Here is a 14,111-nt window from a genome sequence, read left to right as displayed (position 1 = left end):
CCCCTGGGCTGCTTCTGGTGCTTCGGGCTGCTGGTGGAGAGATTTGCAAGCCAGTACCCCTTCTTTGCCGCCGTTCTGCTGCTCACCAACGGTCTGACAGCCTTCAACTTCATTCGGGTATTCCGCCACGTGTTCATGGGCCCGCCCCTGCCTAAAACCAAGCGCGCCCCCGAGGTGAACTGGCTGATGGCCCTGCCGATGGTCAGCCTGACGGTGCTGGTGGTGCTGATGCCCCTCCTGATGGCTCGCCTCCATTCAGTTCCCGCCCTCGCCTCCTTCTCCTGGCCCGTGGCCCTGGCCGTAACGGCCAGCGGCCTGGTGGGGGCGCTGGGCGGCTCCCTGGTGTCACTGAACAAGTTCTGGTCCCGCTCGACGACCCGGTCGCTGCGGCTGCTGCAGGACCTGCTCGCCTCCGACTTTTACACCGACCGGATCTACCGCGCCACGATCGTGGCGGCGGTGGCTGGTCTAGCCCGGCTCTCGAACTGGATAGACCAGACCCTGGTGAATGGCCTGGTGAACGGGATCGGCCGGCTGTCGCTGGCCAGCGCCGAGGGTCTCAAGCTAGGGGTGAGCGGCCAGCTGCAGAGCTATGTGCTGACGGTGCTTGCGGCGATCCTGTTGCTGCTGGCCTCGCTGCAGTGGTTGCCGCTGCAGGGGCTGCGCGGATGAGGAGAACAAGATGCTGAGCCTGCTGCTACTGATTCCCTTTGCCGGAGCCCTGTTGCTGGCCTTCTGGCCCGGGCGGCCGGCGGAGGGTCGCATGCGCACGGTGACGCTGGTGGTGTTGGGCCTGCAGCTGGCCTGGAGCCTGGTGGTGCTGGCCCGCTTCGACCCCGCCAACAGCGCCATGCAGTTGCAGGAATCCCTGCCCTGGGTGGAGAGCCTGGGGCTCGAATACAAGCTCGGCGTGGATGGCCTGTCCTTGCCACTGGTGCTGATCAACGCTGCTTTGACGCTGGTTTCGGCCATCTGCACCCGCGACATCGACAAGCGGCCGCGCGTTTATTTTTTGCTGCTGCTGGTGATCAGTGGGTCTGTCAATGGGGCCTTTCTCGCCGAAAACCTGCTGCTCTTTTTCCTTTTCTACGAGCTCGAACTGATCCCCCTCTGGGGCCTGATCGCCATCTGGGGCGGAGTCAACCGGGCCTATGCGGCCACCAAGTTTCTGATATTTACTGCCGTTTCCGGCATGTTGATCCTGGGGGCTTTTCTGGGGCTGGCCCTGTTGACGGGCACCGCGGACTTCAGCCTCACGCCGATCACCGGTGAACGGCTGGCCATGGGCAGCCAGCTGCTGCTACTTGGCGCCCTGCTGATCGGCTTCGGCATCAAGGTGCCCCTATTCCCCTTCCACAACTGGCTCCCCGATGCCCACACCCAGGCCTCCACGCCGGTTTCGGTGCTGCTGGCCGGGGTGCTGCTGAAGCTGGGCACCTATGGGTTACTGCGTTTCTGCATGGGTCTGTTCCCCGAGGCCTGGGCCCTTTTGGCCCCTGGCCTGGCGATCTGGGCGGCGGTTTCGGTGCTGTTTGGTTCGCTGGCGGCGATCGCCCAAAAGGACATGAAACGCATGGTGGCCTACAGCTCCGTCGGCCACATGGGCTACATCCTGCTGGCTGCAGCAGCGGCCACGCCCATAGCGATCCTCGGGGCAGTGTTCCAGATGGTGGCCCACGGCCTGATCTCAGCCCTGCTGTTTCTGCTGGTGGGAATCGTTTACCGCAAAACCGGCACCCGCGACCTCACGGTGCTGCACGGCCTGCTCAACCCCGAACGGGGCCTGCCATTTACCGGCACTTTGATGATTGTGGGGGTAATGGCCAGCGCCGGCATGCCTGGCATGGCTGGCTTCATTTCCGAGTTCATGGTGTTCCGCGGCAGTATCGGTGCGTTCCCTTTTGCCACCCTGCTGTCGATGGTGGGTTCGGGGCTTACTGCTGTTTACTTTTTGCTGCTGGTGAACCGGGCCTTCTTTGGCCGGCTGGCGGTTACTCCGCCCATCGATCCAGTGGCCCATGGCCGGCTCGATGTGAATCTGGCCGCGGTGGCTCCGCGCGAAACCATCCCGGCGATGGCCCTGGCTGTGGCCGTGTTTGCGATCGGCTTGCTGCCCTACGGCCTGGGCCGCCTGAGCGAGGCCGCCAGCACGGCCATGGTCCAGTTGCCAGCCCTGGCGGCCGCCGTGTATTCCGGAGGCCTGGGCTGATGCCGATCATTTCTGCTGAACTGGTGCGCAGCGGCGGCATGCCCAGCGCCGCCGAGCTGGAGGCCTCCCTGCTGGCCGGCCAAACCCTGCTGAGCAACACGGCCGAGCACCTGATCGAGGTGGTGGATGTGCTGGAAAGCTACGGCCAGGTGCTCGATGCCTACAGCAAAAACCTGATCTTCCAGGCCGAGCAGCAATTTCTGCTGCCCTTCCCGCTGTTTAAATATCTCGATGGCGACAAGAGTGTGGCCAAGATCTGGCGCCATCTAAATCACGACAGGATCAATTTTGAGTATGCCGAATACTGCATGAAAGCCATGCTCTGGCATGGCACTGGCGGCCTCGATGCCTATCTGGATTCGGAGCCTTTTGCCGCCAATTGCCGCGCAATCATTGGCCGCAAGACCCGTCGCGATCCCCTGCTGGCCCTGCTCCACCCTGTGTTTCGGGGCTTCCTGATCGAGCTGATCCGCACGGCGGCCACCACCTCTGCCCTGGGTCAGTTCTGGCGGGTGATGAGCGATCTGTTCCTGGATCTGGCCGCAGCCGAGGCGGCCGGGCGGGTGGGCTCGATCGATGCGGTGGTGGAGTTCATCAAGGACGGCCTGGTGGCGGCCGCCGCCCAACCGATCACCTACGCGGTGGAGATCGAGGGTGAACGGATGTGGGTGTTGCCGCCGGAGGCCAGACTCACCTTCCTTGCGGATGTGGCCGTGCCCTACGTGGAGGCCGTTTTCCTGAGGGGTTTGCCCTTCCTGGGTACGGTGAGCTTCAACGCCCAGGCCCAGCAGATCTCGCCAGACCAGGGCCAGTTTGCCTACGGCGCCCTCTATGCCGATCCGCTGCCGAGCATGGGAGCTGGCATCCCACCGAGCCTGCTGATGCAGGACATGTACCGCCACCTGCCGGAGCGGTTGCACCAGTTGTATCGCCAGCGCGGCCGGGGTGAGGGGGACGTGCGCGTCAAGATCTGTATGAGCTTCCAGAAGTCGATGTTCTGCGTCACCAATGCCGCGATTCGCGGCACCTTCCCCAGCCCGCTTGGCAGCGGTGATCCAGCTGAGCAGGCCGCCAACCGCGCCTATGCCGCAGCCTGGGCCAGCCGCCTGGCGGTGGCCCGCACCGATTGCCTGGATTGATTTATGGACCAAGCCTGGACTCCCCGCCCCAAACCCGACCAGCCCGAGCGGCTGGAGAGGCGGCTGGAATTTGACGATTACGCCACAACCCGCGACTTTCTCGAGCGGCTCAATGCCCTGTGCGAGCAGCAGCAACGCTTCCCCGATATCAGCTTCGGCCGCACCTACGTCAACCTCACCCTGCGGGCTGAGGCTGACAACACCCCCATTGGTGAGACTGAGTGGGGCTTTAGCGCAGCGATTGACGCGCTCGTCGGCTGATTTTCTGCAACCCTGTTTTCCCTTTATTGGCATGGGTTACCCCTCTGACGACACCCTGATCGACCTGCAATCGGCCTATGACGGGGCGGGTATTCAGGCGATGCTGGACCAGCTGGATCGGGAGCTGATCGGTCTGCGGCCAGTGAAAGCCCGGATCCGGGAGATCGCTGCCCTGTTGGTGGTGGATAGGGCGCGTCAGCAGGTAGGCCTGGAGACCACCCCACCGAGCCTGCACATGTCGTTCACGGGGCGGCCGGGCACCGGCAAGACCACGGTGGCAGAGCGCATGAGCAAGATCCTGCATGGCCTGGGCTACGTGCGCAAGGGCCACATGGTTACGGCCACCCGAGACGACCTGGTGGGTCAGTACATCGGCCACACGGCCCCTAAAACGCGGGAGATGCTCAAAAAAGCGATGGGCGGGGTGCTGTTCATTGATGAGGCTTATTACCTCTACCGCCCGGAAAATGAGCGCGACTATGGCGCCGAGGCGATTGAAATATTGCTCCAGGTGATGGAGGGCAACCGGGATGATCTGGTGGTTATCTTTGCTGGCTATAAGGAGCGAATGGATATCTTCTATCAGAGCAACCCCGGCCTCTCCTCCAGGGTGGCAAATCACATTGATTTTCCCGACTACTCTGCTGCGGAGCTGCTGGCGATCGCCCAATTGATTCTGGCTGCTGAAAACTACCGTTTCAGTGAAGAAGCCAGCCTGGCCTTTGCCGAATACATCCAGCGCCGCATGCAGCTGCCCTTTTTTGCCAATGCCCGCTCAATCCGCAATGCGATCGACCGGGCCCGCATGCGCCAGGCCAACCGGCTGTTCAGCCGCATGGGCAGCCCACTTACCAAGCTGGATCTGATGACGCTCGAAGCGGTAGACATCACGATCAGCCGGGTGTTTGCCGGCGAACTGGAGGGAAGCGACCCGGCCAGGCCGCTGTCCTAAGGTTTAATACCTATCCCTCTCCCCTCCTCCCCATGCGCCTTTCGATCCCCGCCCGCCCGCTGCTCCCCCTGGCCCTTGCTTTGGGGCTGGGCCTGGCCCAGCCGGCAGCCACCGCCGCACCCACCTGCACCTTCCTGCAGCCGGTAGGAGGCAACGGCACCTCACCGATCGTTTCAAAGTCGGTGGGTCGGGGCAAGTTGATCGGCAAGACCAATTGGAACACCGACTTTTTTGTTACCAAGCCATACACCAGTTATAAGTTCTTTTTCACCGCTAATTCATCTGATGCCAATGCCCAGTATCCGGTGGAGGGCTATATGAAGTTCAGCGATGGTTCCAGCCTGCAGCTGTTTAATAACCTGATGAATCCGCCCATGGGTACCGGCAAGATGTTTGGCCCCTTCCCAGCGGTGCCTGGCAAGCAGACCTCCCAAATTAACTTCAAGGTGGGAGCCAGCAACGACCCCGCTGCCCTGGGCTTCAGCTATCGGATCTCTGCACAGGGCTGCCGTTGAGTGCAGGGCTGCCGTTGAGCTTGGCTGGGCTAGCGGCGTTTGCGTGAATCGATCTGCAGCAGGTCTCGCACCTGCTGCACTTGGCGTGAAAGGGCAGGATCATTGTTCAGCTTGAGGTCGATCTGCTCGACGGCGTACATCACCGTGGAGTGGTCCTTACCGCCGAAGGCCTCGCCGATGCGCGGCAAGCTCAGGTTTGTGCTCTGGCGCATCAGGTACATGCCCACCTGACGGGCCCTGCTGACGGCCCGTTTGCGACTGGCGCTGAGCATTTCCTCGATGCCGACACCGAAAACCTCCGCCACCTTTTCGATCACCTGGATCGGTTTGACCTCCACATCGCCACCGGCTGGATCGAGCATCGGTGCCACCGATTCCACCGTCATCGGCAGGCCTGTGATGGAAGCGAAGGCCACCGCCCGGGTCAGGGCCCCCTCCAGCTCGCGGATATTTGAGGTGAAGCGGCCGGCGATGAACTGGATCAGGTCGCGGGGCAGCACCATCTGCTCCTGTTCGGCCTTCTTGTGCAGGATGGCCATGCGGGTTTCCAGGTCTGGCGCCTGGATGTCGGCGATCAGTCCCATCGAGAAGCGGGAGATCAGCCGCTCCTGCAGCTTCGGGATCTGGTTTGGGGGGCGATCGGAGGCGATCACGATCTGGCGGCCCGCCTCATGGAGGGCATTGAAGGTGTGGAAAAACTCTTCCTGGGTGTACTCCTTGCCCTCGATGAACTGGATGTCATCCACCAGGATCAGGTCGGCGGCGCGGTAGCGGTCGCGAAAGGCCTGCATGCTGTCTTTGCGGATCGCCTGAATCAGGTCATTGGTGAAGGATTCGCTGCTCACGTAGAACACCCGCGCCTCCGGGTTTATTTCCAGCCGGTAGTGGCCGATCGCCTGCATCAAGTGGGTTTTGCCCAGCCCCACCCCGCCGCAGAGAAAGAGGGGGTTAAATTCCCGCCCGGGCGCTTCCGCCACCGCCAGGGAGGCGGCGTGGGCCATGCGGCTGTTGGGCCCCACCACAAAGCGGTTGAACACGTAGCGGGGGTTCAGCCCCGGAGCCACCTTGCGGGGCGTCTCACCGGTGGCTTTGGCTGGCGCTGGCTGGCCGGCAATAGCCTTGGCGGCGCCATTGCCCGTGCCAGGGCCGGCTGGGGCGATCAGGACATCCTCGTCGCTGGCCGCACTCACCAGCACCTGCACCCGCCTGCCGGCGATCTCGCTGGCGACAGCCTCGATCGTGCCGAGATAGTTCTTGCTCAGCCAGCCGCAGGCGAAGTTGTTGGGGGCTTCCAGCCGCAGCTGGTCTGCACTGAAGCCCCTGCACCGGGCTGGGCGGATCCAGGTTTCGAAGGTTGGTTTGCTGAGGTTGGCCTGGAGGGCCTGCTGAACCTGGTGCCACAGCTCATCTCCCTGCTGCACCGCCTGCTCCACCTATCGCTTCCGCTCGTGAAAACCGAATCTACGCGTGGCTCCGCAGCTGGGCCGTCTTAAATGAAACGGATTCAGACCTGGCCCAGGCCGCTTCCATGCCACCCCTTTCACCCCGCTGCCGAGCAGCGCTGCTCGCCCCCGCCGCGTTGCTGTTGGTGGGATGCGGCCAGGGGCTGCCCGGCCTGCCAGGTCGCTCCAGCATCCAGACTCCCATCAGCGACGCGGCCCCCAGCCCGCCCCTGCAGCAGGGCAGCACGCTGATCGTCGATGCGGTGGCCAAGGTGGGCCCAGCGGTGGTGCGGATCGACACCGTCAAGCGCATGGTGAACCCCCTGGGCGGGCTATTTGGGCGGGGCCCAACGATTGAGCAACAGCAGGGCCAGGGATCGGGCTTCATCACCCGCTCTGATGGGGTGCTGCTGACCAATGCCCATGTGGTGGAGGGGGCCAGCGAGGTGACCGTGACCCTGCCCGATGGCCGCAGCTTCAACGGCAAGGTGCTCGGCAGTGACCCCCTCACCGATGTGGCCGTGGTCAAGGTGGTTGCCTCGAAACTGCCGGTGGCCCCCCTGGGGGATTCCACCAGGGTGCGCCCAGGCGAAGTGGCGATCGCCATCGGCAATCCCCTCGGCTTGGACAACACGGTGACCGCCGGGATCATCAGTGCCATCCAGCGCACCAATGCGGTGGGTGAGGGCCAGCGGGTGCCATACATCCAAACCGACGCCGCCGTGAATCCAGGCAACAGCGGCGGCCCGCTGATCAACGATCGCGGCCAGGTGATCGGCATCAACACCGCTATCCGCCAGGCACCGGGGGCGGGCCTAAGTTTTGCGATCCCGATCAATGTGGCCCGCCAGATCGCCGCCCAGATCCTGGAGCGCGGTTCGGCCAGCCATCCCTACATCGGCGTTCGCCTCCAGGCCCTCACTCCCCAACTGGCCCGGGAGATCAACGCCAGCACCGATGAATGCCGCCTACCGGAGGTGAACGGGGTGGTGGTGGTGGAGGTGATGGCGGGCAGCCCCGCCGCCAGCGGTGGTCTCAAGCCCTGCGACCTGATCGAGCAGGTTGGCGGCAAGGCGGTGCGGAACCCCTCCGAGGTGCAGCTGGCGGTGGACCAGGGCACGGTGGGCCAGCCCCTGGCCGTGGCGCTGCGCCGCGGTGAGCAGCGCCTCAACCTAGAGCTCAAGCCCAAGGAATTGCCGCGCCGGGGTTGAGCCGCTCGGTTGCCAGCCAGCTGGTGGTGCTGGCCCGCTGGCCGGCGCCGGGGCGCTGCAAGCGGCGGTTGGCCTCCAGCCTTGGGGCGGAGGCGGCGGCGCGGGTCCAGGCCCGGCTCACCGGCCACACCCTGGCGGTGGCCCGCCAGCTGGCCCGTCAGCTGGGCATTGAGCTGGTGCTGGCGATCGATGGGCTCGCCCCCCGGGCTGCCCGGCGCCTGGGCGACCAGCTTGGGGTGGGCCGCATCGTGCTGCAGGGGCGAGGGGGGCTCGGGGTGCGCATGCAGCGCCAGTTCCAGCGGGCGGCCACCGAACGGGCCCGGCGGGTGGTGTTGATCGGCAGTGACCTGCCCCAGCTGGAGCGGGCCGATCTGGCCTCGGCCTTTGCGGCGTTGGATCACCAGGAAGCGGTGCTCGGCCCTGCCTGCGACGGGGGCTACTGGCTGATCGGTTTGCGCAGGCCCGAGCCGGCCCTGATGGAGGGGATCGCCTGGGGCAGCGAGCAGGTGCTGGAGCAAACCCTCGCCGCCCTGGCGCGCCGGGGCCTGGAGCCGGCCCTGCTGCCCTGGCGCAGGGACCTGGATAGGGGGGAGGACCTGGGGCCATGGCGCTGAGCCCGGCTGGGATTTCGGTGGTGATCGCGGCCCGCAATGAGGCGGCGCGGCTGCCGCTGCTGCTGGCCGATCTGGCGACGGCGCCCCAGCTGGTGACCGAGGTGCTGGTGGTGGATGGGGCCAGTGTTGATGGCACACCTCGGCTGGCGGCCCTCGCGGGAGCACGGGTGCTGGCCTGCAGCCCGGGCCGGGGACGGCAGCTGGCCCTAGGAGTATCCCGCAGCAGTGGGGCCTGGCTGCTGCTGCTCCACGCCGATGCCCGCCTGGGGGCCGGCTGGCAGGCGGCCCTGGCCACCGCCCTGGGGCGCCCGCCGGCGGCCTGGTATTTCAACCTGGCGATCGATGCCCCCAGCCCGGCCCTGCGGCTGGTGGAGCTGGGGGTGGCGCTGCGCAGCCGCTGGCGCCAGCTTCCCTATGGCGACCAGGGGTTGCTGCTGCCCCGCAGCCTGCTGGCCGTCGCCGGGGGTGTGGCACCCATCCCCCTGATGGAAGACCTGGAACTGGTGCAGCGCCTGCGCCAGCACACCCGCCTGCACTCGCTGGGGGCAACGCTGCGGGTGGATGGGCGCCGCTGGCGGGCCCTGGGCATCTGGCAGACCACCCTGGCCAATGCCCGCCTGCGGCGTGCCTGGCGGCGGGGCCACAGCGCCGAGCAGCTGGCTGCGGCCTATTACGGCATCGAGCAGACTCGCCGCCATGGAATCTGCTTCCTTGCCCCCTCGCCTGGCCCGGCGTCAGATCCCGCGCGTTCTGAGCCAGCTGGTGCTGCGCATGAAGCTGGATCTGCTGCTTGTCGCCCTCCTGTGCGGCATCACTCTTGCCCTTGAACCGCAGGGGTTGATCAAGCGGATCGACATCATCGATGTGGGAGGGCTGGCGATCATGGGCACGGCCGTATCCATCCTGCTGGCCCTCCGCAATTCCGAGGCGATCAGCCGGTGGTGGGAGGCCCGCACCCTCTGGGGAGCAGTCACCAATGTGAGCCGTCACTGGCGCGATTGTCTGCACACCCTGCTCTGCAGTGACAGTGCCTGGCGGGGAGAGGAAAACCGCCTGGTGGGCCTGCAGGTGTTGCAGGTTTGGCTGCTGAATTTCGAGCTGCGTGGCTATTGGCGCCAGGATGCCCGCGAAGCGGTTAACCGCCTCTGCGCAAGCCTTGGTTTGCCAGCGGAGACCACCCTGAATCATTCCTACCGGGCTCGGGCTGCTGCGATTGGCCGCCTGCGCCAGCGCCGGGCCATCAGCCCCTGGGGCAGGGACGTGCTGCTGCGCTGCGCCGAATCCTTCACCGATGCGGTTGGGGGGTTGGAGAAGGTTCGAAATACACCACTGCCTCCGGTTTATGATGTCTTCATCAGGCTGCTCAGTTGGATCTTTGGGTATACAATCTTCCTGGACTTTACCTCCAACCATTCGGCTATTACGGGGATTCTGTTGTTCCTGGCCTTTTTGGTAGCTGAACGCGTCGGTGCCTATGTGGAGGGACCATTTGATCGTGACGGCAGCAGTTTCAGCTTGCCGTTAGATCTGATGTGCGCTCGTATCAGCTCCGATCTGCTGGGCCCTGACCATCCCTTGGCCCGCCTGCCGCTCTCGCAGGATCCCAGCCTCTGGACCTAGGGCGCATACCAGAAGGCGCAGCGCCGCTGTTGGGGTTCGAGCTCCCAGCCCTGGGCGGCGTAGAACTTCACCACTTCGGGGTCGGCGAACAGGCTCACCCGATCCACCTCCATCGCCCGCAGCTGGTCGAGCACGTAGACCATCAGCTGCTTGCCCAGTCCCGCCCCTTGGTAGAGGGGATGGACTGCCACATCCCAAACGGTGGCCTCCACAATGCCGTCGCCGGTGCAGCGGGCGAAGCCCACCAGCTTGGGCAGGCGTGGGTCGTGTCGCCATAGGCCCACCCGCAGCAGGCTGTGCTCCAGTGCCTTGCGCACCCGGCGCAGGGGCCGGCGGCTCCAGCCCACCGCATCACAGAGCTGCTCGAGTTCGATCAGGTCGATGGCCCGGTCGCAGCTGAGCACCAGGCTCAGCTGGGGATTGGGCGTCGGGCAAAGCCGGTGCCGTTCCCCGTAGAGGCTGGTGAGGAGCTCGGCGGAGGCCACGACTGCCGCGTGCGACGCAATCAAACGATCCTGCCCGATGGCCGCTTCGAGCTGGCTCAGAGGGCCGCCAGCCCCCGCTCCTGCAGGTCGGCTAGCTGGGCGTAGACACCCCCCTGCTGACGCAGCTGGCTGTGGGTGCCCTGCTCGATCAGGTGACCCTTGCGCAACACCAGGATGCGGTCGGAGGCCTCCACCGTTGCCAGGCGGTGGGCAATCACGATCGCGGTGCGGCCGTGCAGCAGCTTGTCGAGGTCGCGCTGCAGGGTGGCCTCGGTGGAGGGATCCATGAAGGCGGTGGCCTCATCCATGACCAGCACCGACGGATCGCGGATTGCCACCCGCGCCACCGAGAGCAACTGGCGCTCGCCGGAGGAGAGGTTGCCGCCCCGCTCCCGCAGCTCGGTGGCCAGGCCATCGGGCAGGCGGCGCAGCAGGGGATCGAGGCCCAGCTCGGCGCAGAGCCCTTGCAGCTGGTCGCTGCTGATGGGCGCATCGAGGCGCAGGTTGTCGGCCACGTTGCCGCTGAATAGGAAGGTGTCCTGCAGCACCACGCCCAGGCGCTGCCGCAGGGTGGGAATGGGCAATTGGCGGATGTCGATGCCATCCAGCAGGATCCGCCCCTGCTGGGGTTCATAGAGCCGGCAGAGCAGACGGATCACGGTGGTTTTGCCAGAGCCGGTCGGCCCGACCAGGGCCACGTGCTCGCCCGGGGCGATGCGGAAGGAGAGGTCGCTGAGGATCGGGTCGTCCGGGCGGTAGGAAAAGCTGACCTGCTCAAAAATCACCTCGCCGGCACTGGCCCGCTCGCTGCCGCTGCGAATGGCGGCGGCCGTGCGGTCACTGGCGGGCAGATCTGCGATTTCGATCGGCTGCTCGAGCAGTTCGCCGATGCGCTCAACGGCGGTGAGGCCGCCCTGGATCTGGGTGAAGCGCTCAGCCAGTTGGCGCAGTGGGTCGAACAGCCGCTGGGAATAGAGGATGAAGGTGGTGAGGGTGCCGAGCCCCATGGTGCTGCCGAGCACCATCCAGCCGCCTAGGGCCAGCACCACGGCGATGGCGCTGAGGGCAACCCACTCGATCAAGGCCGAGATCGAGCTTTCGTAGAGGATTGTGCCGGTCACAGCCTCCCGGTAGGCATTGGTTACTTGGGCGAAGCGGGCACTGTTTGCAGCCTCGCGCCGGAACATCTGCACCACCTCCAGCCCCTGGAGGTTCTCCTGGAGGTCGGCATTGAGCTGGCTTAGCTCTTCCCTCACCCGGTAGTTGGCCTTGCGATAGCGCCCCTGCAGCCAGAGGATGCCTAAAACCACAGGCACCTGGCTGACCAGCAGCAGCAGGCCCAGGCGCCATTCGATCGAGATCATCGTGACCGCGATCACCAGCAGGGTCACCAGGTCGGCCAGCACCCCCACGGCCCCACTGCCGAAGACTTCGGCCAGAGCATCGACATCGCTGGTCAGCCGGGTGAGCAGCTTGCCCACGGGCGTGCGGTCATGGAAGCGCAGCGACAGGGCCATCGCATGGGCGAACAGGTCGTTGCGGATGCGGGCGGTGAGCCGTTGGCCGACGGCCTGGACGTTGAAGGTCTGGATGCCCTGCAGCCCCAGCCGCAGCATTACGGCCAGCAGCAGCAGCAGCACCAGCAGGCGCAGGGCGGCGGCCACGGGCATGCCGTCGAGCCAGCCCAGGGTGGGCTCGCGCCGCAACACGGAGATCGCCTGGCCCACCAGCAGGGGTTGCACCGCCGCGGCAAAGGCCACCGGGATCAGCAGCAGCAGGGTGAGGCCGAGGCGGCGGCGGTCCCTGCCCAGGTAGGGCAGCAGGCGGGCTAAGCGTTGCCGGTCGAGGCGGGCCATCAGCGGCCCCGCTGGGGCACGGCTACCCCGAGCCGATCGATGGTCCTCTGAAGTGAACCGTCGTCGAGCCGCAGGGCTAGGGGGTGGCCCACCAGCCTGGCGGTGCTCAGAAAAAGATCCTCGATGGCAACCAGGCCGTTCTCTTCCAGGGTGCGGCCGGTGGCCACCAGGTCCACGATCGCCTCACTCATGCCGGTGATCGGCCCCAGCTCCACTGAGCCGGCCAGATGGATCAGCTCCACAGGTAGGTCCAGAGCATTGAAAAAGGCCTGGGCGCAGCCGGTGAACTTGCTTGCCACCCGGCAGTGGGCAGGCAGGTCAGCCGCCCGCCGGTAGCCACTGCTGGCCTTGACGGCCACGCTCATGCGGCAGCTGCCGAAGCCGAGATCCAGCAACTGGGCCACCGGCAACTGGTGCTCGCGGATCACGTCGTAGCCCACCACACCCAGCTGGGCCTGCCCATAGGCCACGTACACCGGCACATCGGCATTGCGCACCAGCAGCGCCCTGGCCTGGCCACAGGCACTGGGCACCATCAGCTGGCGGTTATCGGGGTCCAGCAGGGCTGAAAAGTCGAAACCGGCGGCGGCGAAGCGGGCCACCGAATCCTTCAGGAGCGCGCCTTTGGCCAGGGCGACGGTGATCATGGTTGTGCGCCTCAAGCTGGACTTTAACGATGCAGCAACTCAGCGTTGAATTGGTTCCGCTCCTGCGGGATAACTACGTCTTTGTGTTGCACCGCCAGGGCCTGGCGGTGGTGGTGGATCCGGCCCTTGCCGAGCCGGTGATCGCGGCGCTGGAGCGGCAGGGGCTTGAGCTGGTGGCGATCCTGCATACCCACCACCACAGCGACCACATTGGTGGTACGCCGGGTCTGCTTGCCCGTTGGCCCGGTGCGGCGGTGCTGGCCAGTCGCGAGGACCGGGCGCGCATTCCCCTGCAAACCAGGGGCGTTGCCGGTGGTGATCGCTTTGAGCTGCTGGGGGAGACGGTGCAGGTGATCGATGTGCCGGGCCACACCCGCGCCCACATCGCCTACTACCTGCCGGCTTCGGGGCACCTCTTCTGCGGCGACACGCTGTTTGCCGGGGGCTGCGGACGCCTGTTTGAGGGCAGTGCGGCTCAGATGCGGGCTTCGCTGCAGCGGCTGGCCGAGCTTCCTGCTGACACCCAGGTGTGGTGCGCCCACGAATACACCGAGGCCAACCTGCGCTGGGCTGCCGCCACCGTGGATGCCGAGGATGGCGCCGCTGGGCCGATTCGGGAGCGCCTAGCGGCTGTGACTTCCACCCGCGCCAGGGGTGCCGCCACGATTCCCAGCACGGTTGGGATGGAGCGGGCCACCAACCTGTTTGTGCGGGCGACCAATTCGGAGCAGTTGGCCGTGCTGCGCCGCAGCAAGGACCAGTGGCAGGGCTAGCTGGAGCAGTGCAGGGGAGAGTTGGCAGTGGGCAGTTGGCAGTGGGCAGGGAGCTCAGCCCAGGGCCTGGAGCGGTTGGCGGGATGGGAAGAGCATCGCCGGGGATCCGGGGCGCAGCTGCAGCTGGCAGCTCTGGCCCCGGCCGTATTCGGCTTCCAGTGGTAGGCGCAGTCTCAACTTGAGTTCGCCCAGCTGCACCTGGTAGAGCCACTCCCGACCCAGAAATTCCCGGCCCTGGAGCCAGGCTTCCCCCTGGGGATCGAGCTGGAGCTCGATCCCATCCGGGCTCACCAGCACCTCCAGGGGCTCGCTGTCGGCGGGGGCCGGGGGGGTAGGTGGAGCAGCGTTGGCTGGCGGAGCTGCTAGGCAGTCCAGGCTACCGAGCGG

At 65.8% G+C, this 14,111-nt stretch carries 14 protein-coding genes and 2 pseudogenes; 11 read left to right on the top strand and 5 right to left on the bottom strand.

What is annotated here, in order from left to right:
• From KBZ07_RS07735 to KBZ07_RS07710, 6 genes and pseudogenes are all read left to right on the top strand, one after another.
• Positions 1-672: pseudogene (locus KBZ07_RS07735) on the top strand (NAD(P)H-quinone oxidoreductase subunit F); the annotation flags it as partial.
• A 10-nt stretch (positions 673-682) separates the two neighbouring features.
• Positions 683-2,209: an NADH-quinone oxidoreductase subunit M gene (locus KBZ07_RS07730; protein WP_254931068.1), complete on the top strand. Its 1,527-nt coding sequence runs from the start codon at positions 683-685 to the stop codon at positions 2,207-2,209.
• The gene (locus tag KBZ07_RS07725; RefSeq protein WP_254931067.1) at positions 2,209-3,348 is read left to right on the top strand and encodes a CO2 hydration protein; all 1,140 of its coding nucleotides are present in this window, start codon (positions 2,209-2,211) and stop codon (positions 3,346-3,348) included. The genes KBZ07_RS07730 and KBZ07_RS07725 overlap by 1 nt, the downstream gene beginning before the upstream one ends.
• A 3-nt stretch (positions 3,349-3,351) precedes the next feature.
• A complete protein-coding gene (locus KBZ07_RS07720) occupies positions 3,352-3,609 on the top strand; it encodes a 4a-hydroxytetrahydrobiopterin dehydratase (protein WP_254931066.1) in 258 nt (85 codons plus the stop codon).
• Positions 3,610-3,640: 31 nt separating this feature from the next.
• Complete coding sequence (gene cbbX / locus KBZ07_RS07715) at positions 3,641-4,561, top strand: CbbX protein (protein WP_254931065.1); 921 nt, start codon at positions 3,641-3,643, stop codon at positions 4,559-4,561.
• A gap of 32 nt (positions 4,562-4,593) precedes the next feature.
• Entirely contained in the window at positions 4,594-5,076 is a 483-nt protein-coding gene (locus KBZ07_RS07710; protein WP_254931064.1) for a hypothetical protein, read from the top strand.
• 29 nt (positions 5,077-5,105) lie between these two features.
• Here the strand turns inward: KBZ07_RS07710 and dnaA are convergent, their stop codons facing one another.
• Entirely contained in the window at positions 5,106-6,509 is a 1,404-nt protein-coding gene (gene dnaA / locus KBZ07_RS07705; RefSeq protein WP_396123418.1) for a chromosomal replication initiator protein DnaA, read from the bottom strand.
• A 95-nt stretch (positions 6,510-6,604) separates the two neighbouring features.
• Between dnaA and KBZ07_RS07700 the strand changes: the two genes are divergently transcribed.
• Genes KBZ07_RS07700 through KBZ07_RS07685 form a run of 4 tightly spaced genes read left to right on the top strand, consistent with a single transcriptional unit; the run spans position 6,605 to position 9,963 of the window.
• Positions 6,605-7,729: a trypsin-like peptidase domain-containing protein gene (locus KBZ07_RS07700; protein ID WP_254931063.1), complete on the top strand. Its 1,125-nt coding sequence runs from the start codon at positions 6,605-6,607 to the stop codon at positions 7,727-7,729.
• Complete coding sequence (locus KBZ07_RS07695) at positions 7,726-8,343, top strand: TIGR04282 family arsenosugar biosynthesis glycosyltransferase (RefSeq protein ID WP_254931062.1); 618 nt, start codon at positions 7,726-7,728, stop codon at positions 8,341-8,343. The genes KBZ07_RS07700 and KBZ07_RS07695 overlap by 4 nt, the downstream gene beginning before the upstream one ends.
• On the top strand, positions 8,334-9,170 hold the full coding sequence (locus KBZ07_RS07690; protein WP_315859863.1) for a TIGR04283 family arsenosugar biosynthesis glycosyltransferase: 837 nt from the start codon (positions 8,334-8,336) through the stop codon (positions 9,168-9,170). Before KBZ07_RS07695 ends, KBZ07_RS07690 begins: the two co-directional genes overlap by 10 nt.
• Complete coding sequence (locus KBZ07_RS07685) at positions 9,106-9,963, top strand: bestrophin family ion channel (protein WP_315860147.1); 858 nt, start codon at positions 9,106-9,108, stop codon at positions 9,961-9,963. Before KBZ07_RS07690 ends, KBZ07_RS07685 begins: the two co-directional genes overlap by 65 nt.
• Here the strand turns inward: KBZ07_RS07685 and KBZ07_RS07680 are convergent.
• From KBZ07_RS07680 to hisG, 3 genes are read right to left on the bottom strand one after another with little or no spacing between them, the layout of a single operon-like run.
• A complete protein-coding gene (locus tag KBZ07_RS07680; RefSeq protein ID WP_254931060.1) occupies positions 9,960-10,448 on the bottom strand; it encodes a GNAT family N-acetyltransferase in 489 nt (162 codons plus the stop codon). The two genes, KBZ07_RS07685 and KBZ07_RS07680, sit on opposite strands and share 4 nt — an antisense overlap.
• Before the next feature lie 56 nt (positions 10,449-10,504).
• Positions 10,505-12,304 (bottom strand): ABC transporter ATP-binding protein, encoded by a 1,800-nt coding sequence (locus KBZ07_RS07675; protein WP_254931059.1) that lies wholly within the window; start codon positions 12,302-12,304, stop codon positions 10,505-10,507.
• Entirely contained in the window at positions 12,304-12,951 is a 648-nt protein-coding gene (hisG, locus tag KBZ07_RS07670; protein ID WP_254931058.1) for an ATP phosphoribosyltransferase, read from the bottom strand. Before hisG ends, KBZ07_RS07675 begins: the two co-directional genes overlap by 1 nt.
• Positions 12,952-12,980: 29 nt before the next feature.
• On the opposite strand from hisG, the gene gloB reads away from it, so the two are divergent.
• Positions 12,981-13,724 carry a hydroxyacylglutathione hydrolase gene (gloB, locus tag KBZ07_RS07665; protein WP_254931057.1) on the top strand — a complete coding sequence of 248 codons (744 nt, stop codon included), beginning with the start codon at positions 12,981-12,983 and terminating at the stop codon, positions 13,722-13,724.
• Between the two features lie 54 nt (positions 13,725-13,778).
• Here gloB and KBZ07_RS07660 read toward each other — a convergent pair.
• Positions 13,779-14,111 (bottom strand): annotated as a pseudogene (locus tag KBZ07_RS07660) (ABC transporter ATP-binding protein); the annotation flags it as partial.

The organism is Cyanobium sp. BA20m-14, assembly GCF_024346295.1.
This window is presented reverse-complemented; position numbering and strand designations above follow the sequence as displayed.

Coding starts and splice junctions, on each gene's coding strand:
- KBZ07_RS07730 (WP_254931068.1), top strand. CDS start 683: ATGCTGAGCCTGCTGCTACTGATTCCCTTTGCCGGAGCCCTGTTGCTG.
- KBZ07_RS07720 (WP_254931066.1), top strand. CDS start 3,352: ATGGACCAAGCCTGGACTCCCCGCCCCAAACCCGACCAGCCCGAGCGG.
- KBZ07_RS07710 (WP_254931064.1), top strand. CDS start 4,594: ATGCGCCTTTCGATCCCCGCCCGCCCGCTGCTCCCCCTGGCCCTTGCT.
- KBZ07_RS07675 (WP_254931059.1), bottom strand. CDS start 12,304: ATGGCCCGCCTCGACCGGCAACGCTTAGCCCGCCTGCTGCCCTACCTG.
- gloB (WP_254931057.1), top strand. CDS start 12,981: ATGCAGCAACTCAGCGTTGAATTGGTTCCGCTCCTGCGGGATAACTAC.
- KBZ07_RS07700 (WP_254931063.1), top strand. CDS start 6,605: ATGCCACCCCTTTCACCCCGCTGCCGAGCAGCGCTGCTCGCCCCCGCC.
- hisG (WP_254931058.1), bottom strand. CDS start 12,951: ATGATCACCGTCGCCCTGGCCAAAGGCGCGCTCCTGAAGGATTCGGTG.
- cbbX (WP_254931065.1), top strand. CDS start 3,641: ATGGGTTACCCCTCTGACGACACCCTGATCGACCTGCAATCGGCCTAT.
- KBZ07_RS07690 (WP_315859863.1), top strand. CDS start 8,334: ATGGCGCTGAGCCCGGCTGGGATTTCGGTGGTGATCGCGGCCCGCAAT.
- KBZ07_RS07725 (WP_254931067.1), top strand. CDS start 2,209: ATGCCGATCATTTCTGCTGAACTGGTGCGCAGCGGCGGCATGCCCAGC.